The sequence below is a fragment of the Deferrisoma camini S3R1 genome, assembly GCF_000526155.1.
GTDB classification, from domain to species: Bacteria; Desulfobacterota; Deferrisomatia; order Deferrisomatales; family Deferrisomataceae; genus Deferrisoma; species Deferrisoma camini.
In genome coordinates this window covers 995,243-1,013,077 of record NZ_JAFN01000001.1, presented here as the reverse complement: position 1 = coordinate 1,013,077, position 17,835 = coordinate 995,243, and the positions used below count along the sequence as shown (strand labels likewise).

The window sequence follows — 17,835 nt, the reverse complement described above, 5'->3', positions numbered from 1 at the left end:
ATTCGACCCTGGACTTTTGCCCAAAACCCAGTTTACTTGGGTTGACATTGAGGGCTCATTCATCTAGCATCCCGCCCCCGAATGAATGTTCATTCAGGAGAAGGCCCATGACCCTACCCCAGATGATCCGCGAACGCCACGACCGGTGGACCCACAACCGCTGCTTCCTGGTGAAGCGGGGGGGCGCATACCAAGAGGTCACGTGGGGCGAATACTACACCTTCGCCACCCGCGTCGCCCGGGCCCTGGCCGGCCGGGGCATCCAGACCGGTGACCGGGTGGCCATCCTGAGCCACAGCCGGTACGAGTGGGCCGTGGCCGACACCGGCATCTTGACGGCCGGGGCGGTATGCGTGCCCCTGTACCCCTCCCTCACCCGGCCCGAGGTCAAGAAGCTGCTCGAGCGAAGCGGCACCCGCGTGCTGTTCGTGTCGGACGCCGAGCAGGTGGAGAAGTGCCTCCCCCTCCTCGACCAGGTGGAAGGGCTGGAGCTCCTGGTGGTGTTCGAGCCCGAAGCGATCCAGGGGATCGACCGGTCCGACGTGGTGTCCCTGGAGGCCCTGGCCGCCCGGGGCGACGACGTGGACGCCTCGGTGGTGGACGAGCGCCTGGCCGCCCTGAAGCCGGACGACGTGGCCACCGTCATCTTCACCTCGGGCACCACGGGCGAGCCCAAGGGGGTGATGCTCACCCACCGGAACATCACGGCCAACGTCGAGGCCTCGCTCGCCGAGTTCGACATCGGCCCCAACGACGTGCACCTGGCCCACCTTCCCCTGGCCCACATCCTGGAACGCATGGCCGGGTACTACCTCATGCTCTACACCGGCGCCACCATCGGCTACGCCGAGAGCATCCAGACCGTGGCCGACAACTTCGGCGAGGTCCGGCCCACGGTGGCGGTGAGCGTGCCGCGCATCTTCGAGAAGGTGTACGCGGGCGTGCAGACCAAGGCGGCCGAGGCCCCGGGCCCGGTGCGGCTGCTCACCTTCTGGGCCCTCAAGGTGGCCCGCGAGGCCGGGGAGGTCATGGCCCGGAAGCAGCCCCTTCCCCTGGGGCTCAAGCTCAAATACGTGGTCGCCGACCGGATCGTGTTCTGGAAGATCCGCCACCGGCTGGGGGGGCGGATGCGGTTTTTCATCTCGGGCGGCGCCCCGCTCTCCCCCGAGTTGGCCAAGGCGTTCCTGGCCATGGGCATCCGGATCTACGAGGGGTACGGGCTCACCGAGACCTCCCCGGTGATCGCCGTGAACACCCCGAAGCGTTGGAAGATCGGCACCGTGGGGCCCGTGCTCTCGAACCTGGAGGTCCGGATCGCGGACGACGGCGAGATCCTTGTGAAGGGGCCCAGCGTGTTCCCGGGGTACTTCCAGGACGAGGAGAAGACCCGCGAGGTGTTCACCGCCGACGGGTTCTTCATGACCGGCGACATCGGCGAGCTGGACCGAGAGGGGTTCCTGCGGATCACCGACCGCAAGAAGGACCTGATCGTCACGGCCGGCGGCAAGAACGTGGCGCCCCAGAAGGTCGAGAACATCCTGAAGATGAGCAAGTACATCTCGGAGGTGATGCTCTACGGAGACAAGAAAAAGTTCATCTCGGCCCTGGTGGTGCCCGATTTCGAGTGGCTCAAGCGCTACGCCGAGCTGAAGGGTATCTCGTACTCCTCCCTCAGGGACCTGGTCGCCCATCCGCAGGTCCAGGACTTCTACCGGCGCCTGATCCAGGAGACCCAGCACAAGGCCCAGCTGGCCTCGTACGAGTCGGTGAAGAAGTTCGTGCTGCTGGACCACGAGTTCGCCGCCAACCAGGGCGAGGTGACCCCCACCCTGAAGATGCGCCGGAAGATCATCACCGAACACTACAAGAAGGAACTCGAAGCCCTGTACGAGGAGGGTTAGGGGGTGGCCGCTGCGAACCAGCGCAAGGCCGAACGGGAGCGCCAGATCCTGGAGGCCGCGGTCCGGGCCTTCAGTCGGCACGGGTACCACCAGTGCACCGTGGCCCAGGTGGCCCGGGAGGCCGGCGTGGCCGACGGCACGATCTACCTGTACTTCAAGGGCAAGGAGGACCTGCTGGTCTGCGCGTTCCGGCACGTCCTGCAGGGCATCCTCGAGGAGCTGGACCAGGACCTGGCCTCCCTCGGCGACCCCCTCGAAAAGATCCGCTGCCTGGTGGAACGTCACCTGGAGGTGATGGAGCGGGACCCGGAGCTGGCCGCGTTCCTCCAGCTCCAACTGCGCCAGCCCGATGCGTCGATCCGCCAGGCCATCGCCGGCCCCCTGCGGGCCTACGCCCGGAAGATCGAAGAGGTCCTGGACGAGGCCAAGTCGGCGGGCCTGGTGCGCACCGACATCCCCACCCGGGTGATGCGCCGGGCCCTGTTCGGCACCATCGACGAGACGGTGTCGGCCTGGGTCCTCAACCCCCGGCGGGGGCCCCTCAAGCCCAAGGCCGATCCGATCATCGACCTGATCCTGAACGGCATCCGCGCACCCTCTCGCTCCGAATGAACCGTTCCATCCGGGCGAGGGGCTTGTTTTCCGACGACCCCGTCGAAAGGAGGTAGTTGCCATGCCCCCAATCCGTAAGGCTGCCGTGCTCGGTGCCGGCGTGATGGGAAGCGCCATCGCGGCCCACCTGGCCAACGCCGGCATCCCCACCCTGCTCCTGGACATCGTGCCCAAGGAGCTCACCGACGACGAGAAGAAGAAGGGCCTGACCCTGGACTCCCCCGAGGTGCGAAACCGGTTCGCGCGCAAGGGCCTGGAGAACGCCCTCAAGGCCAAGCCGGCCGCGTTCGCCCACAGGTCCCTCGGCCGGCTCGTGACCCCGGGCAACTTCGAGGACGACCTCGACAAGCTCGCGGACGTGGACTGGGTGGTGGAGGCCGTGGTCGAACGGCTCGACATCAAGGTCTCCCTGTTCGAGCGGGTGGCCCCCCACCTCAAAGAGGGGGCCCTGCTCACCACCAACACCTCGGGGCTCTCGGTGAACGCCATGGCCGAGGCGCTCCCCGAGGCCCTGCGGCCGCGGTTCTTCGGGACCCATTTCTTCAACCCCCCCCGGTACATGCACCTGCTCGAGCTGATTCCCGCCCAGACCACGGACGCGGGGCTCTTGCGGGAGTTCGCGGCCTTCGCCGAGAAGCGCCTCGGCAAGGGGGTGGTGTTCGCCAAGGACACCCCCAACTTCATCGCCAACCGCATCGGGATCTTCTCGATGCTCTACACCCTGCGGGCCATGGAGAAGCACGGCCTCACCGTGGAGCAGGTGGACGCCCTGACCGGCACGGCCCTGGCCCGGCCCAAGTCGGCCACGTTCCGCACGGCCGACCTGGTGGGGCTCGACGTGCTCGCCCACGTGGCCCGCACCCAGTACGAGGGCGCGCCCGACGACGAGCGCCGCGAGGTGTTCGAGATCCCGGCCTGGCTCGGCAGCATGATCGAGAAGGGCCTGCTGGGCATGAAGGCCAAGGCCGGCTTCTACAAGCGGGTCAAGGAGGACGGCAAAAAGACCATCCTGGTCATCGACCCCGCCACCCTGGAGTACCGGCCCAAGGAAAAGGCGAACTTCCCGGTGCTCGCCGAGGTCAAGAACATCGAGGAGCCCGGGGCCCGGGTGGCCCGGCTGGTGTTCGACAAGGGCCCGGCCGGCACGTTCGCCTGGGACGTCACGGCCGAGACGCTCCTGTACGCGGCCCGGCGGATCCCCGACGTGGCCGACGACGTCGCGAGCGTGGACCGGGCCATGCGCTGGGGGTTCGGCTGGGAGATCGGCCCGTTCGAGATCTGGGACGCCCTGGGCGTGAAGAAGACCGTGGAGCGGATGCAGGCCGAGGGCCGTGACGTGCCCGAGGGCATCGTGGCCCTGGCCCGGTCCGACACCCCGAGCTTCTACGTGCGCGAGGGCCTGGACGTGAAGGTCTGGGACCCCGTGCGCAAGGCCCACGTGCCCCTGGAGGCCCGGCCGCGGGTGGTGATTCTGGCCGACCTCAAGCGCATCGAGCGGGAGTGGTATCGCAACCCCGAGGCCAGCCTGATCGACCTGGGCGACGGCGTGGCCTGCCTGGAGTTCCACTCCAAGATGAACGCCATCGGCGGCGGCATCATGCAGGCGATCCACAAGGCCATGGCCGAGGCCGGCACCCGGTTCGACGCGCTGGTGGTGGGCAACCAGGGCGAGAACTTCTCGGTGGGCGCCAACCTGATGATGCTCCTGTTCGAGGCCCTGGAGGGCAACCTGCCCGAGATCGACGCCATGGTGCGCGCCTTCCAGAACGCCACCATGGCCCTCAAATACGCGCCGGTGCCCGTGGTGGCCGCCCCGTTCGGCCGCGTGCTGGGCGGCGGGGCCGAGGTGGTGCTCCACAGCCACCGGGTCCAGGCCAGCCTCGAGACCTACATGGGGCTCGTGGAGGTGGGCGTGGGCCTGCTGCCCGCGGGCGGTGGCACCAAGGAGCTGCTCCTGCGCTGGATGAGCCGGTACCCCGAGGGCACCGGCGCCGACCCCATGCCGTTCGTGCGCAAGGCGTTCGAGGCCATCGGCATGGCTAAGGTCAGCCTGAGCGCCCGGGAGGCGTTTGACCTGGGGTTCCTGCGCCAGGGCGACCGGATCACCCTGAACCGGGAGCACCTGATCCACGACGCCAAGCGGGCCGCCCTGGACCTGCTGGAGACCGGGTGGCAGCCCCTGACCCGGCCCGAGACCGTGAAGGTGCTCGGCCGGGACGGCCTGGCGAACATCCGGTCCATGCTCCACAACATGAAGAGCGGCCGGTTCATCACCGAGTACGACGCCGTGGTGGGCGAGAAGGTGGGCTGGGTGCTGTGCGGCGGCGAGGTGGACGCCGGCACCGAGGTCACCGAGGACTACCTGCTCGAGCTGGAGCGGCGCGGCTTCGTGGAGCTGTGCGCCCAGCGCAAGACCCTGGAGCGGATCCAGCACATCCTGAAGACCGGAAAGCCCCTGCGGAACTGAACAAGGCTGGAAGGCTAGAAAGCTGGAAGGCTCCGGACTGTTTGAACCAGAGATCTAGTTTCTAGTCTCTAGCCTCTAGTTTCTAGAAGGAGATCATCCATGCGTGAGGCAGTGATCGTTTCGAGCGTGCGCACGCCGGTGGGCAAGGCCTTCAAGGGGGCCCTGTCCACCGTGCGGCCCGACGACCTGGCGGCCGTGGCCATCAAGGGGGCCCTGGAGCGGGTGCCCGCCCTGGACCCGGCCGAGATCGACGACGTGATCCTGGGGTGCGCGTTCCCCGAGGCCGAGCAGGGGCTCAACGTGGCCCGCTTGGCCCTGCTGTTGGCGGGGCTTCCCGACACCGTGCCGGGGCAGACCGTGAACCGGTTCTGCTCCTCCGGCCTCCAGACCATCGCCATGGCGGCCCAGGCCGTGATGACCGGCATGGCCGAGGTGGTCCTGGCCGGCGGGGTGGAGAGCATGACCCGGGTCCCCATGACCGGCAACAAGATCATGGTGAACCCCGACCTGGTGCAGAGCGTGCCCGACTCGTACCTGAACATGGGGCTCACGGCCGAGAACGTGGCCGAGCGCTACGGCATCAGCCGCGAGGACCAGGACGCCTTCGCCCTGGCCAGCCACCAGAAGGCCCTGGCGGCCCAGGATGCCGGTCGGTTCGACGAGGAACTGGTGCCCGTGCCGGTGACCCGGTACCGGCCCGGCAGGAACGGAAAGCCCGAGGAGACCTCGTTCGTCCACGCCAAGGACGAGGGCCCCCGCCGCAACACCTCCCTGGAGGGGCTGGCCAAGCTGAAGCCGGTGTTCCGCCAGGGCGGGTCGGTCACGGCCGGCAACTCGAGCCAGATGTCGGACGGCGCGGCCATCTCGGTGGTGATGAGCGCCGACAAGGCCCAGGCCCTGGGCCTGGAGCCCCTGGCCCGGTTCGTGTCGTTCGGCGTGGGCGGCGTGGACCCGGCGGTCATGGGCATCGGGCCGGTGGTGGCCATTCCCAAGGCCCTGAAGGTGGCCGGCCTCGGGCTCAAGGACATCGACCTGGTGGAGCTCAACGAGGCCTTCGCCAGCCAGAGCCTGTACGTGGTGCGGGAGCTCGGGATCGACCCGGAGATCGTCAACGTGAACGGCGGGGCCATCGCCCTGGGCCACCCCCTGGGGTGCACCGGGGCGAAGCTCACGGCCACCCTGCTCCACGAGATGAAGCGGCGCAAGGCCCGGTACGGCATCGTGAGCATGTGCATCGGAGGCGGCATGGGCGCCGCCGGCATCTTCGAGAATCTCCAGCGTTAGCCAGCCGATCGAGAGGGAGGATTCGACCATGAGCGAGAACTACGTCAAGGGCGGCAGCTTCCTGGTCCGCGAGACCACCCCGGAGGAGGTGTTCACCCCCGAGGACTTCACCTCGGAGCAGCTCCAGTTCGCCAAGACGGCGCGGGATTTCATCGACAACGAGGTGATCCCCCGCAACGACGAGATCGAGGAGAAGAAGCCCGGGGTGGTGCCCGAGCTCCTGCGCAAGGCGGGCGAGCTGGGCCTGCTGATGGCCGACGTGCCCGAGGAGTACGGCGGGCTGGGCCTCGACAAGGCCTCCAGCGCGCTCGTGACCGAGAACATGTCGGGCCAGGGCTCGTTCTCCGTGGCGTTCGGGGCCCATGTGGGCATCGGCACCCTGCCCCTGGTGTACTACGGAACCGAGGAGCTCAAGAAGAAGTACCTGCCCGGCCTGGCGGACGGGTCCCTGGTGGGGTGCTACTGCCTCACCGAGCCCACGGCCGGGTCCGACGCCCTGTCCATCCGGACCAAGGCGGTGCTCAGTGAGGACGGCAAGCACTACATCCTGAACGGCACCAAGCAGTTCATCACCAACGGCGGGTTCGCCGACGTGTTCACCGTGTTCGCCAAGATCGACGGCGAGCAGTTCACCGGGTTCGTGCTCGACAAGGACACCCCGGGCCTCAAGATCGGGCCCGAAGAGCACAAGATGGGAATCCACGGCTCCTCCACCACCACGGTGATCTTCGAGGACGCCAAGGTGCCGGTGGAGAACGTGATCGGCGAGATCGGCAAGGGCCACAAGATCGCCTTCAACATCCTGAACATCGGGCGGTTCAAGCTGGGCGCCGGCGCCGTGGGCAGCTCCAAGCGGTCCCTGGAGCACGCCCTGGCCTACGCCCTGGAGCGCAAGCAGTTCGGCCGGCGTCTGGCCGAGTTCGGGGCCATCCGGGAGAAGCTGGCCGAGATGTACGCCCGCACCTACGCGGCCGAGTCCACGGTGTACCGGACCGTGGGCCTGATCGACCAGCTCCTGTCCCTGAGCGGCGGGGGCCACGACGAGGCCGCCCTCCAGGCCATCGAGGAGTACAGCGTCGAGTGTGCCATCGTGAAGGTGTTCGGCTCCGAGGTGCTGGACTACGTGGTGGACCAGACCGTGCAGACCTACGGCGGCTACGGCTACTGTGCCGAGTACCCGGCCGAGCGGTTCTACCGGGACAGCCGGATCAACCGGATCTTCGAGGGCACCAACGAGATCAACCGGCTCCTGGTTCCGGGCATGCTGCTGCGGAAGGCCATGAAGGGCGAGGTGCCCCTGTTCCAGGCGGCCCAGGCCCTGCAGGAAGAGCTGATGGGCATCCCCAGCCTGGACATGGACGCGGACCTGGGCCTGCTGGACGCCGAGAAGCGGCTCGTGGCCAACCTCAAGAAGATCTGCCTGTTCGTGGCCGGCGTGGCGGCCCAGAAGTTCGGCAAGGGGCTGGCCGAGCAGCAGAACGTGCTGCTGCGGATCGCCGACCTGGCGATCCAGGCCTACGCGGCCGAGTCCACCGTGCTGCGGGTGCTCAAGGATGCGGCCACGCGCGGCGAGGACAAGCTGGCCCTGCCGATCGCCGCGGCCCGGATCGTGTGCGAGGAGGCCGTGACCACGGCCGAGGCCACGGCCCGGGAGGCCCTGGCCGGCATCGAGGAAGGCGACACCCTGATGACCATGCTGGCGGCCCTTCGCCGGCTGGTGCGCCGCACCCCCGCCAACCTGGTGGCCGCCCGGGAGACCATCGCCACCAAACTGGTGGAGATGGAGCGCGTGATCTGGTAAACCCTCACGACGGAGGGGCCGGACCCAATCCGGCTCCTCCCCTTTTTTTGCTGGATTCTGGCCTCAAACATCGTTTACAAGACACAAAGGCCCGTTCACCACTCTTACACAAAGGAGGGTTCCATGAGACGAACGGTCCGGTTGCTCGCCCTGCCCGTTGCCGCGGCCCTGGCGCTCGCGGCCTGCGGCTCCCCGCCCGACGACAACGTCGCGCCAAAGCCCGCGCCCACTCCGACCACCTCGGCGGGCACCCCGAAGGTCACCGCCCTGTACGACCCGACCCAAGAGATCATGCCCCTCCCGAACGACCTGGTCTGGCTGGCCGATGGGGACCCGGAGGTGGAGCTCAGCCTCGACGCCGACGCCGACCCGGCCCTGGTTCAGCTGGCCCAGGTGATCGAGGCCCTCGGGATCCAGGGGCTCTCGCCCAACATGTTCCTCACCATTCCGGTGTCGGGGGCCGTGGACGAGTCCACCCTGCAGCTGTACGTGTTCCGCTTGGATGCCCAGGAAGCCCCCCGCACCCAGGCGGACTTCACGGCGGTGGAGGAGGACGGCGTTCTCAAGCTGGTGCCGAAAACCCCGTTCTCCGCGGGCGGGTACTACGCGGTGGCGATCAAGACCGGGCTCCTCGACGAGAACGGGTTCCCGGTGGAGCCCAGCCCGGTGATGAACGCCCTGAAGAGCCAGGAGTCCCTGGTTGGAACCGCGTTCGAACGGCTCGAGGACCTGCGGGCCGGGTTCGACGCCCAACTGTTCCCGGCCCTGGAGGGCAACTTCAGATGGAGCCGGGGGGACGTGCTCCTGCTCTGGACCTTCCACACCGCGGACTCCACCCTGACACTGGCGGACGAGGCCTCGATCACTGCGGCTTTGAGCGCCGGCCAACCCGACGCGCTGAAACTCCCCTACGACCAGTTCGGGGATACCGTGGCCACGTTCAAAGGTGCGAGCACCCTCTGGCCGGACCTCGCCAACGACCTCCAGTGGAAACAGCCCGGGGAGGAGGTGACCTACGGATCCACGCCGGTCGCCCTGCCGCCGTCTGTCGTATGGGAGGGCGCAGGCCTCACGGGGCTGGTTCCCAACGATGCGCTGGGATCCGTGTACTTCGGGAAGTTCAGCTCGCCGGTCCTGAGCACGCTGACCGCGGAAACACCGACCGGGACCGACGTCCCCTTCGTTCTTCTCACTCCCTCGGCTGCTTCCTGCGGCTCCGGCCCCTACACCACGGTGCTGTTCCAGCACGGCCTGGGCCGGAGCAAAGAAGACGCCTTCGCCCTGGCCAACTCCCTGGCGAAGGCGTGTCTCGCCACCTTTGCGATCGACGCGCCGTTCCACGGTGACCGTGAGGTAGTGGACGAGGACACGGGAGAGGCGGTGGAGTTCTTCAGCGCAAACCTCCTGGCCGACCGGGCCAACGTGTACCAGGCCGCCATCGACCTGTGGGAGGCCATGGACGTGATCCAATCTCCAGACGGTGTGGACCTCGACGGCGACGGTGACGCCGACCTCACCTCGCCCCGGTTCGTGGCCCACTCCCTGGGCTCGATCATCGGCTCGGTGTTCCTGAACGCCGACGACCGCCCCGAGAAGATCCTCCTTTCCAGCCCGTCAGCCGGCCTGGCCAACGTGCTGGACTCCAGCTCCCTGCCGGACCTCCAGGCCCTGGTCGGGAGCCTTGGGTTCACCAAGGGCACCACCGAGTACTACGTGTTCCTGAACATCGTCCAGTGGCTCATGGACCCGGTGGACGGGGCCTACATGGGCATCGGACAGAGCAACGGCACCGACAAGCTGCTGGCCGTGTTCGCCTACGACGACCCGGTGGTCACCGACGTGGCCAGCCGCGCGTTCCTCGGCGGCATCGGGATCGACGAAATCACCGAGGTGGATCCGGCGTCGATCGACGCGGAGGCGATCGCCGGCGGGGACTTCGCCACCATGCCAGCGCCGGTCGCCGGTGCCTACCAGTACGGCGTTTCCGGCAAACCCATCGTCCACAGCTTCCTGCTGAGCCCGGCCACCGTGGACACCGAAACAGGCGAGCGGATCCCCTACTATCCGGACACCCTCTACGACGACGCCCTGCAGATGAACGCCACCTCCGGCGCCCAAGCCCAGGGGGCGTTCTTCCTGGCGCCGTCCGGCGACTGAGGCACCGAAGCCTGATCCTTATCCCTTTCAGGAGGTAGAGACGATGAGACGCAACTGGACGACTTGGGTTGCCGGGCTCGCGGTGCTGGGGCTTTCGTCCCCCGCCTTCCCGGCGGGGTTCCACATCCGCGAGCAGGGCGCCAAAGCCATGGGTATGGCCAACGCCTTCGTGGCCCAGGCCGACGACCCCTCGGCCATCTTCTACAACCCGGCCGGCCTTGCCTTCCAAACAGGCAGCCAGATGAGCCTGGGTGTGACCATCATCCAGGTGCCCGAGACCGAGTTCGAGGGAAAGACCTGGCTGGGTGAAAAGAACGTGAGCGGGTCGGAGTTCTCGGGCAAGCAGAGCGCCCGGCCCGACATCTTCTTCCCCCCGAACATCTACGCCACCACCCGGCTCAAGTCGGCGCCGGTGGCCTTCGGGATCGGTATCAACTCCTTGTACCCCTTGGCGAAACGTTGGGACACCACCAGCCCCTTCCGGGACGACGTCAAGGAGGTGGCGATCAAGCCCATCAACGTGAACCCCACGGTGGCGTTCCAGTGGAAGAACCTCGGCATCGCGTTCGGGGTGGACTATACCTACGCCACGCTGTGGCTGGAGAACGCGCCGTACACCACGGTGTTCGACGGCGCCGGCAACCCCGTCAACCTGAACGTGGGCGACCTGGAGGTCGAGGGCACGGGTGACGGCTGGGGCTTCAACTTCGGTCTGCTGTGGAAGCCGTCGGAGACCTGGTCCTTCGGGGTTTCGTACCGCAGCCGCATCAAGATCGAGGTGGACGACGGCGACGCCGACCTCATGGTGAGCCAGAAGGCCCAGGACGTGCTGGGGCTCCCGAGCCACGTGAACACCGACGGGTCCACGGACATCACCCTCCCGGACACCTGGAGCTTTGCGGTGGCCTGGCGGCCGACGAAGAAGCTCACCTTCGAGTTCGACGTGGACCGGTTCGGGTGGAGCTCGTACGACGAGCTGGCCCTGGACTTCGAGGACGAGACCGTCCTCCACGACGAGACCCTGCCCAAGGACTGGGAGAACACCTGGACCTTCCGGTTCGGGGCCCAGTACGCGGTGAACGACAACCTGGACCTGCGGGCCGGCTACGCCTACGACAACACCCCGGTGCCGGACGACACCCTGGGGCCCGACCTCCCCGACTCGGACCGCCACAACGTCACCCTCGGTCTGGGATGGCACAACGAGCACGGGGCGCTCGACCTGGCGTACATGGCCGTGCTGTTCAAGGACCGCAGCGTGTCCAACGACCACCAGGACGGCGAGTACAAGAGCGAGGCCCACCTGTTCGCGGCGAACGTGAGCTTCTGGTTCTGATCCCGTTCCTGGCACTCCGAAGCACGAAGGCCCGCCCCGGACGGTTCCCGGGGCGGGCCTTTTCTTCGAAGCCTTTGCGGGCCGGCAATTCCCCCGGATCTCACGGCATCAGCCGCAACGCCGTCTCCCGGATGAGATCGGCCATCGCCAGCCGCTCGAGCCATTCATCGGGGATGCCCGATGCCCCGTAATAGGCCCCGGCGATCTGACCGTACACGGCCGCGGTGGTGTCCGCGTCGTTCCCGAGGTTCACCGCCAACAGGCACCCCTCCCGGAAGTTCCCGGACCGGTGGAACGCCCATAAAGCCGCCTCCAACGATGCCACCACGTACCCGGTGCCCCGGATCTCCGGAGGGTCTTTGACCTTGAACGATCCGGCGGCGATCGCGTCGATCTCCGGGCACAGGGGATCGGCCTCCCAAAGCCCCTCCACCGGCGCGTACCGGGGGGAGAGCAACGTCTCCTTGCCCACCCCGCCGAGCGCGCCCACCAGGAGCCCGCCGAAGTAACGGCACGCGTCCACGCAGGTGCGCGCCCCGTGGGTGGTGCGCGAGCTCTCCCCGCACAGCCGGACCGCCCGGGCCGGGTCGTCCGCGAACCGCATCGCCACCGGCGCCAGCCGCATGAGCGACCCGTTCCCGGCGGACCGGGGATCGGTCGAGCCCGAAAACGGCTCCCGGGTCTCTTTGAACCGCGCCAGGGCCGCACGTACGGTGTTGCCGATGTCGAAGCACCGGCCCGTGCTGGAGAGGTGCCCCTCCCGCCACCACCGCACGTAGCGGCGCATCTGGTCCGCCGGTTCGAACTCGCCGGTCTCCAACAGGCTCTCGGCCAGGCACAGGGCCATGCTGGTGTCGTCGGTCCACTGCCCGGGCTCTAGACCGAACGGCCCGCCCCCGGTCATGTCCGTCACCGGCGGGAACGTGCCGGGCGGGCGAAACTCCACCGCCGTGCCCACCGCGTCGCCCACGGCCAGGCCCAGCAAACACCCGGCGAACCGGTCCTCACGGGAGGGCGTCACCGCCCGATCCTCCAGGAGCCGACCCGCTCGAACTGGGGGCAGGTCTGGGGCGAATCGCCGGCGAACGGCATCCCCTGGGCCACCCGCTCCTGGACGATTTGCGCCAGGGCCCGCCTGGGCGCCTCCACAGGGTCGTCGGTACCCAGAAGGCGCGGGGCGTGCCGCACCAGAAAGCACCCCACCACCACCCCGGTGCGGCCCCGGCCGCCGAGGCAGTGGACGTACAAAGGGCTTCCGGCCGCCATCCGTTCGTCCATCGCGTCCAGGATCCGCACCATGGTCTCCGGGGACGGCGCTTCCCCGTCCGGGATCGGGAACGACAGCCGCTCCACGGTCTCGCCGGCCTCCCCGGCCACCTCCCGGAGCACCCCCTCGTACGGCACCAGCGGACCGAAACTCCGGGTGATCTCCCCCGGCTCGGTCAGATCTACAAACGCCCGGATCCCCTGCCCCACCAGCCACCGGAGCTTCTCCCGCGCCTGTCCGGGGTCCGGCGACCCGGGGTACAGGCCGGCCGCCACCTGGCCGGGCACGAGCCAGTAGAACGGAAGCACGGTCACCCGGAGAGCAGGTCGTCCAGGAGGGCGGCCCCGGTCATCCTCCGCTCCTCCCCGCAACGCTCGCACAGCGGGCCTTCCGGCTCCCTTTCGCCGCAGGAGACCACCGCCTCCAGGAAATCCAGGGGAGACTCAGGCCCGGCGTCCTCGAAGATCGGGGTCCCGCATCGTTTACAGGTCTCCATTCCACCCTCCACCTTCCATGTAACTTCGGTCGTTGGTCGTCAGTCGTTGGTCGTCGGTCTGGGGCCTTCGGCCCGCTGGGCGGCTGGGCTGCTAGGCCGCTAGGCGGCCGGGTGGCTCTCGAGCCGCCCCCAACCTCCGGGTACCGATCCGTCGTCTCCGTCATCCGCTGCGTCGGCGGGACGCCCGCGCCATACGGGCCCTTCCGGGACCACGGGTCTCCTCTTCCCCTGCCGGCTCCCGGCTGAAGACGGCCATGTGAACGACCCGGCCGTCCACATGGAGCGCTCCCCCGGCCAGGCTCGGGGCCGCCACCCGGAGGTCTTCCCCCAAACCGATCGCCGGGAACCGCTCCACCGGGGCCCTCGCCACCGTTTGCAGGAACGCGCCCACGGCTTCGGCAGGGGCTTCCGTGCGCTCGTCTTCCTCCTCGAACCGGTCGATCGCGTCGACCGCATAGCTCGAGACGATCTTCGGCCACAGCTTCCGCAGGGTAACGGCCGAGTCGAACAGGTCCAGGCCCGCCACCTGCCCGCCGATGGCGAACACCGCGCCCGCCTGGCCCTCTGCAGCGGGCAGCGCCCGCTGGTACGACTCCACCCTGCGTCGGTGCTTCTCGTAGATCTCGTCCATCGCCAGGGTGGGGGAAACCGCCCCCATTCTCCGGGCCCTGGAGGAGATCTCCTCCCACACCTGATCCTGGTCCGCCTCGCGGCTGCCCCTGCTCCTCAGGGACTCGGAGACCTGGGCCGCCTTCGCGGCTCGGGCCCGGGCAAAATGCGCGTGCCGTGCCGTTTGGAACTCCGGCGAGCGGTAGCTCCACCTGCCCTGTTCCACGCACGTGACGGGCACCACCACGGTCTGTTTCGCCCCCACCATGATGGAGACGTTCAGGGTGCGGTTCTGCTTCGCGCCCACCAGCTCCTCCCCGTCCAGGAGCAGGATCCGGTGCTCGCTCTCGTTGACGAACCTGAGCTCGGGCACGCTGCCGTCCTCCGACACCTCGGTGACCCGTGCGTGGCCGCCTTCAAGGGCCTCGTCGAGCGTCAAATAGTCGGGCGGCCCCCCGTTGCCGCCCATCAGGGGAAAGACCCAGAGGTTCTCGTGGCCCGCCGGCCCTCCCAGAGACACCGCTCCCAACGCGCTGGCGATTGCGTCCATGGTCTCCCTCCTTTCGAGCCCGGCCCAAAGGCCGCACCCAAGAATCCCTGTCTCGGTCCCGGAAATCGGCCAACGAGCCAACATCGGCTCGCGAGAGGGAGATCATACCTCCGAAGGCGGTCAGATCCTGTCCGGGGTCGGGGCGACGTGCCCGGAAAACGCGAAGGCCCGCCCCGGGTCATTGCCGGGGCAGGCCTTGTCTCGAACGGGTGGGGCGGGGACTTATGCCCCTTCCCGCACCGTCCCCTCGTTCAGGATGGCGAGATAGCGGTCGTAGGCGAACAGCCGGTTGCGGCGCCGGCCCGTCAGCTCGCGAGCCACGCCCAGATCCATCAGCAGATCCATGGCCGACGAGACGGCCGGGAACGACAGGCCGGTCCGTTCGCAGGCGGCCGGCAGCGACAGGATGGGGCGGGCCTTGAGCGCCTCGTGCACCCGCAGCGCCGAACCCGCCCGGCGTCCGGTCGTTTCGATCCGTGCGCGATCGTCCCCGAAGAGCGCCTCCAGGCGTCGGGCGGTCTCCACCGCCCCCTCCGCCGTGACGCGCACGCCTTCCAGAAAGAACGCGAGCCACGCCTCCCAGTCCCCGTCGCGCCGTGCACGCTCCAGCAGCTCGTAGTACTCGGCTCGATGCTCCTTGAGATAGAGGCTCAAGTACAGCAGGGGCTCCCGCAACAACCCCCTGGAGCAGAGAAGAAAGGTGATGATCAACCGCCCCAGCCGCCCGTTGCCGTCGAGGAACGGGTGGATGGTCTCGAACTGCACGTGCGCCAGCCCCGCCCGTACCAGCACCGGAAGCCCGTCGTCCTCGGCGTGGAGGAACCGCTCGAGCGCCCCCATGCAGTCGGGCACGGCCGTGGGAGGCGGCGGAACGAAGACGGCGTTGCCCGGCCGGGTGCCGCCGATCCAGTTCTGGGAACGCCGAAACTCGCCGGGGGCCTTGGTGCTCCCCCGCCCGCGCGACAGCAGCACCCCGTGGATCTCGCGGATCAACCGGTTCGAGAGCGGAAAGCCCCCGCGCAGCCGCGTCAAACCATGGTCGAGCGCGGCCACGTAGTTCGACACCTCCACCACGTCGTCGATGGCGACGCCGGGGGCCTCCTCCAACTCGAAGAGGAGCAGGTCCGACAGGGAGGACTGCGTCCCCTCGATCTGCGAGGAGAGCACGGCTTCCTTGCGGACATACGCGTAGAGGAACAGCGACGTATCCGGCAGCAGGGTCGAAACGCCGTCGAGCCGCCCCAGGGCCAGGCTCGCCCGCTCCAGGGCCGCCTGGAGGGGCCCCCTGAAGTCCAACGGCGGGTCCGGCGGCAGCGGGTGCGGCACGAACGCCCGAACGGGCTCGCCCCCAACGGTCGTGACCGTGTAGCGGCCGGTGGGTCCTCGTTTCATCGTAGGGTCGCAGCCTTTGCTGAAGAACGTTGAATAGGCGGATCGGATATTAACATTTATCGCGCTAAGCTTTAATAGTCCCGCGAGAACTCGCCTGGGGCAAAACGCAGTCCGAAGAGGCAGTGGAGATCACCGCCCGATCTCCCACGACCACACCATCCGGAACTGGGCCTCGCTCTGGGGGGAGTCGCCGGCAAAGGGCATGCCGAAGGCCCTCCGGCGCTCCACGATCGCCCGGAGCGCCCGCTCCGGCGCCTCGGCCGCGATCGCCTCGTCGTACGGCACGAGGGACCCGAACCGGGTGATCTCCCCGAGCTCGGTCGGGTCCACGAACGCCCCGATCCCCTTCCCCGCGAGCCAGCGCACCTTCTCCAGGGCCGTACCCGGCTCCGGCGAACCCGGGTACGGCCCCGCGGCGATCTGGTCGGCGACAAGCCAGTACAACGGTTGCATCGTCCCTCCCGCGTTCGCCCCCCGTTCGTGAACGGTTCGACCTCCCCTCAGCCGCCGCCCTCCCCCAACGGCAACCCGACTGCCCTGCAAAAGGCCCGAACCACCCGGAGCAGGGGCCCGTCCAGCCGACCGAGCGCCTCGTCCCTGATTTGGGGCGGAACCCCGCCGTAGAACGCCGCGGCCACGGCCTGGGCCCCCTTGATCCCCTCCGGGTGGTTGTGGGTCACCTCGGCGCTGCGGCGGGCCTCCCGCAGGACCGTCTCCAACGTGTCGGATGCCCAGGCCACCGGCGACACCCGCATGGCCGACCCGTTTCCCAGGCTCCCGTAGGGCTCGTCCCGGTTCGACCCTGCCCACCGCCGAAACCCGGGCCCGAACCCCCGGTCCGGATACCGGCGGTACCACTCCCGGTACTTCGCGCCATAGTCGGCCCCCGTCAGGATCGCGTCGGCCGTGGCCACCGTGAGCACCGTGTCGTCGGTGAACCGCGAGCGAGCGCCCGCGTCGAACAGGGGCCAGTCAGTCTCCGCCGTGATGTTGTGCCGCTCGTACGACGCCCCGATGATGTCCCCCGCGATCGCGCCGATCATACCACGCCTCCGACTGTCTCTCCCCCGGCCGAGCCTGCCCGAAACGGAAACGTCGCTCCAAACCCGGCTCCCCGTCATCGTGCATCTCCCCCCGAACCCCGCCTCGGAAGCGCCCATTGCCCACGCCCTCTCGTATGCCATATTATCCAGAAATGGCATAGCTGCGAGCCTGGCCAAGGAGGTAGGTCATGGGACAAGAAGCACGGGTGACCATCGCGAAGAACGGACGGCTCGTCCTTCCCGCGGCGCTCCGTAGGGCGATCGGTCTCGCGAACGGCGGCGACGCCTTGCTCCGGGTGCGGGAGGGCCGCATCGAGATCGAGCCGCTCCGCGCGGCGGTCGAGCGCGCGCGAAACGTGGCGAGCCGCTACGCGGGCGGCCGGAATCTGGTGGACGAACTCCTTCGGGAGCGCCGCGGGGAGGCCGAGCGTGAATAGCGTTCGCGCGGCGGGAACGTCGTGGGTGCTCGACGCCTCGACCGTGCTGGCCCTCCTTCAGGAGGAACCGGGAGCCAACCGCGTGCTCGACGTGCTCCCCCGCGCCGCCATCTCCACCGTAAATCTCTCGGAGGTCGTCGGGAAGCTCCTCGACGTGGGCATGCCAGAGGTCGAGATTTCCCACGTGGTCGGGGCCCTCGGGCTTGAGACCGTTCCCTTCGGCGACGAGACCGCCTGGCGGGCGGCCGACCTGAAACTGAAAACCCGGGGCCTCGGGCTCTCCCTGGGCGACCGGGCGTGCCTCGCCACCGGGCTCGTGCTGGGCCGACCCGTGCTCACCGCCGACCGGGCATGGACAAAACTCGAACTGCCGATCCGGATCGAGTGCGTCCGGTGAAACCCCGGCCGCTGCGAATAGGCGCCACGTGGTAAGGGATGGTAAGGGCTAACGCTGACAGGGTTTTCGTCGCCTGCACTTGAGCG

General features: G+C 68.5%; 16 protein-coding genes. 9 read left to right on the top strand and 7 right to left on the bottom strand.

Annotated features, from left to right (window positions below):
- Positions 1-107 precede the first annotated feature (107 nt).
- The 7 genes from DEFCA_RS0104390 to DEFCA_RS0104360 all read left to right on the top strand — a co-directional run bounded on the left by DEFCA_RS0104390 (position 108) and on the right by DEFCA_RS0104360 (position 11,558).
- Positions 108-1,901, top strand: a complete 1,794-nt coding sequence (locus DEFCA_RS0104390) for an AMP-dependent synthetase/ligase (protein WP_025321821.1) — start codon at positions 108-110, stop codon at positions 1,899-1,901.
- Positions 1,902-1,904: 3 nt separating this feature from the next.
- Positions 1,905-2,513 carry a TetR/AcrR family transcriptional regulator gene (locus tag DEFCA_RS0104385; RefSeq protein ID WP_025321820.1) on the top strand — a complete coding sequence of 203 codons (609 nt, stop codon included), beginning with the start codon at positions 1,905-1,907 and terminating at the stop codon, positions 2,511-2,513.
- 61 nt (positions 2,514-2,574) lie between these two features.
- Positions 2,575-4,980, top strand: coding sequence for a 3-hydroxyacyl-CoA dehydrogenase/enoyl-CoA hydratase family protein (locus DEFCA_RS0104380; protein ID WP_025321819.1), 2,406 nt, complete (start codon positions 2,575-2,577; stop codon positions 4,978-4,980).
- A gap of 99 nt (positions 4,981-5,079) precedes the next feature.
- Positions 5,080-6,264 carry a thiolase family protein gene (locus DEFCA_RS0104375; protein WP_025321818.1) on the top strand — a complete coding sequence of 395 codons (1,185 nt, stop codon included), beginning with the start codon at positions 5,080-5,082 and terminating at the stop codon, positions 6,262-6,264.
- A gap of 28 nt (positions 6,265-6,292) precedes the next feature.
- Positions 6,293-8,065: an acyl-CoA dehydrogenase family protein gene (locus DEFCA_RS0104370; protein WP_025321817.1), complete on the top strand. Its 1,773-nt coding sequence runs from the start codon at positions 6,293-6,295 to the stop codon at positions 8,063-8,065.
- Between the two features lie 123 nt (positions 8,066-8,188).
- The gene (locus DEFCA_RS0104365) at positions 8,189-10,222 is read left to right on the top strand and encodes an alpha/beta hydrolase (RefSeq protein WP_025321816.1); all 2,034 of its coding nucleotides are present in this window, start codon (positions 8,189-8,191) and stop codon (positions 10,220-10,222) included.
- Between the two features lie 43 nt (positions 10,223-10,265).
- Entirely contained in the window at positions 10,266-11,558 is a 1,293-nt protein-coding gene (locus tag DEFCA_RS0104360; protein ID WP_025321815.1) for an OmpP1/FadL family transporter, read from the top strand.
- A 100-nt stretch (positions 11,559-11,658) separates the two neighbouring features.
- Here the strand turns inward: DEFCA_RS0104360 and DEFCA_RS0104355 are convergent, their stop codons facing one another.
- From DEFCA_RS0104355 to DEFCA_RS0104325, 7 genes are all read right to left on the bottom strand, one after another.
- On the bottom strand, positions 11,659-12,579 hold the full coding sequence (locus tag DEFCA_RS0104355; RefSeq protein WP_025321814.1) for an ADP-ribosylglycohydrolase family protein: 921 nt from the start codon (positions 12,577-12,579) through the stop codon (positions 11,659-11,661).
- Complete coding sequence (locus DEFCA_RS20265) at positions 12,576-13,139, bottom strand: protein-tyrosine phosphatase family protein (RefSeq protein ID WP_025321813.1); 564 nt, start codon at positions 13,137-13,139, stop codon at positions 12,576-12,578. Before DEFCA_RS20265 ends, DEFCA_RS0104355 begins: the two co-directional genes overlap by 4 nt.
- Positions 13,136-13,321: a hypothetical protein gene (locus DEFCA_RS0104345; RefSeq protein ID WP_025321812.1), complete on the bottom strand. Its 186-nt coding sequence runs from the start codon at positions 13,319-13,321 to the stop codon at positions 13,136-13,138. Before DEFCA_RS0104345 ends, DEFCA_RS20265 begins: the two co-directional genes overlap by 4 nt.
- Positions 13,322-13,481: 160 nt before the next feature.
- The gene (locus tag DEFCA_RS0104340) at positions 13,482-14,480 is read right to left on the bottom strand and encodes an ARPP-1 family domain-containing protein (RefSeq protein ID WP_025321811.1); all 999 of its coding nucleotides are present in this window, start codon (positions 14,478-14,480) and stop codon (positions 13,482-13,484) included.
- A 222-nt stretch (positions 14,481-14,702) separates the two neighbouring features.
- Complete coding sequence (locus DEFCA_RS0104335; protein WP_025321810.1) at positions 14,703-15,872, bottom strand: Fic family protein; 1,170 nt, start codon at positions 15,870-15,872, stop codon at positions 14,703-14,705.
- Positions 15,873-16,001: 129 nt separating this feature from the next.
- Entirely contained in the window at positions 16,002-16,325 is a 324-nt protein-coding gene (locus tag DEFCA_RS0104330) for a hypothetical protein (protein WP_025321809.1), read from the bottom strand.
- A 47-nt stretch (positions 16,326-16,372) separates the two neighbouring features.
- Entirely contained in the window at positions 16,373-16,915 is a 543-nt protein-coding gene (locus DEFCA_RS0104325) for an ADP-ribosylglycohydrolase family protein (protein WP_025321808.1), read from the bottom strand.
- Positions 16,916-17,103: 188 nt separating this feature from the next.
- On the opposite strand from DEFCA_RS0104325, the gene DEFCA_RS0104320 reads away from it, so the two are divergent.
- Entirely contained in the window at positions 17,104-17,352 is a 249-nt protein-coding gene (locus tag DEFCA_RS0104320) for an AbrB/MazE/SpoVT family DNA-binding domain-containing protein (protein WP_025321807.1), read from the top strand.
- The gene (locus DEFCA_RS0104315; RefSeq protein WP_029733548.1) at positions 17,345-17,749 is read left to right on the top strand and encodes a type II toxin-antitoxin system VapC family toxin; all 405 of its coding nucleotides are present in this window, start codon (positions 17,345-17,347) and stop codon (positions 17,747-17,749) included. Before DEFCA_RS0104320 ends, DEFCA_RS0104315 begins: the two co-directional genes overlap by 8 nt.
- The last annotated feature ends 86 nt before the right edge of the window (positions 17,750-17,835 follow it).

Excerpts from the sequence above, each read along its gene's own strand:
- DEFCA_RS0104330 (WP_025321809.1), bottom strand. The coding sequence starts at position 16,325 with ATGCAACCGTTGTACTGGCTTGTCGCCGACCAGATCGCCGCGGGGCCG.
- DEFCA_RS0104335 (WP_025321810.1), bottom strand. The coding sequence starts at position 15,872 with ATGAAACGAGGACCCACCGGCCGCTACACGGTCACGACCGTTGGGGGC.
- DEFCA_RS0104375 (WP_025321818.1), top strand. The coding sequence starts at position 5,080 with ATGCGTGAGGCAGTGATCGTTTCGAGCGTGCGCACGCCGGTGGGCAAG.
- DEFCA_RS0104320 (WP_025321807.1), top strand. The coding sequence starts at position 17,104 with ATGGGACAAGAAGCACGGGTGACCATCGCGAAGAACGGACGGCTCGTC.
- DEFCA_RS0104345 (WP_025321812.1), bottom strand. The coding sequence starts at position 13,321 with ATGGAGACCTGTAAACGATGCGGGACCCCGATCTTCGAGGACGCCGGG.
- DEFCA_RS0104325 (WP_025321808.1), bottom strand. The coding sequence starts at position 16,915 with ATGATCGGCGCGATCGCGGGGGACATCATCGGGGCGTCGTACGAGCGG.
- DEFCA_RS0104370 (WP_025321817.1), top strand. The coding sequence starts at position 6,293 with ATGAGCGAGAACTACGTCAAGGGCGGCAGCTTCCTGGTCCGCGAGACC.
- DEFCA_RS0104365 (WP_025321816.1), top strand. The coding sequence starts at position 8,189 with ATGAGACGAACGGTCCGGTTGCTCGCCCTGCCCGTTGCCGCGGCCCTG.
- DEFCA_RS0104390 (WP_025321821.1), top strand. The coding sequence starts at position 108 with ATGACCCTACCCCAGATGATCCGCGAACGCCACGACCGGTGGACCCAC.
- DEFCA_RS0104380 (WP_025321819.1), top strand. The coding sequence starts at position 2,575 with ATGCCCCCAATCCGTAAGGCTGCCGTGCTCGGTGCCGGCGTGATGGGA.
- DEFCA_RS0104340 (WP_025321811.1), bottom strand. The coding sequence starts at position 14,480 with ATGGACGCAATCGCCAGCGCGTTGGGAGCGGTGTCTCTGGGAGGGCCG.
- DEFCA_RS0104360 (WP_025321815.1), top strand. The coding sequence starts at position 10,266 with ATGAGACGCAACTGGACGACTTGGGTTGCCGGGCTCGCGGTGCTGGGG.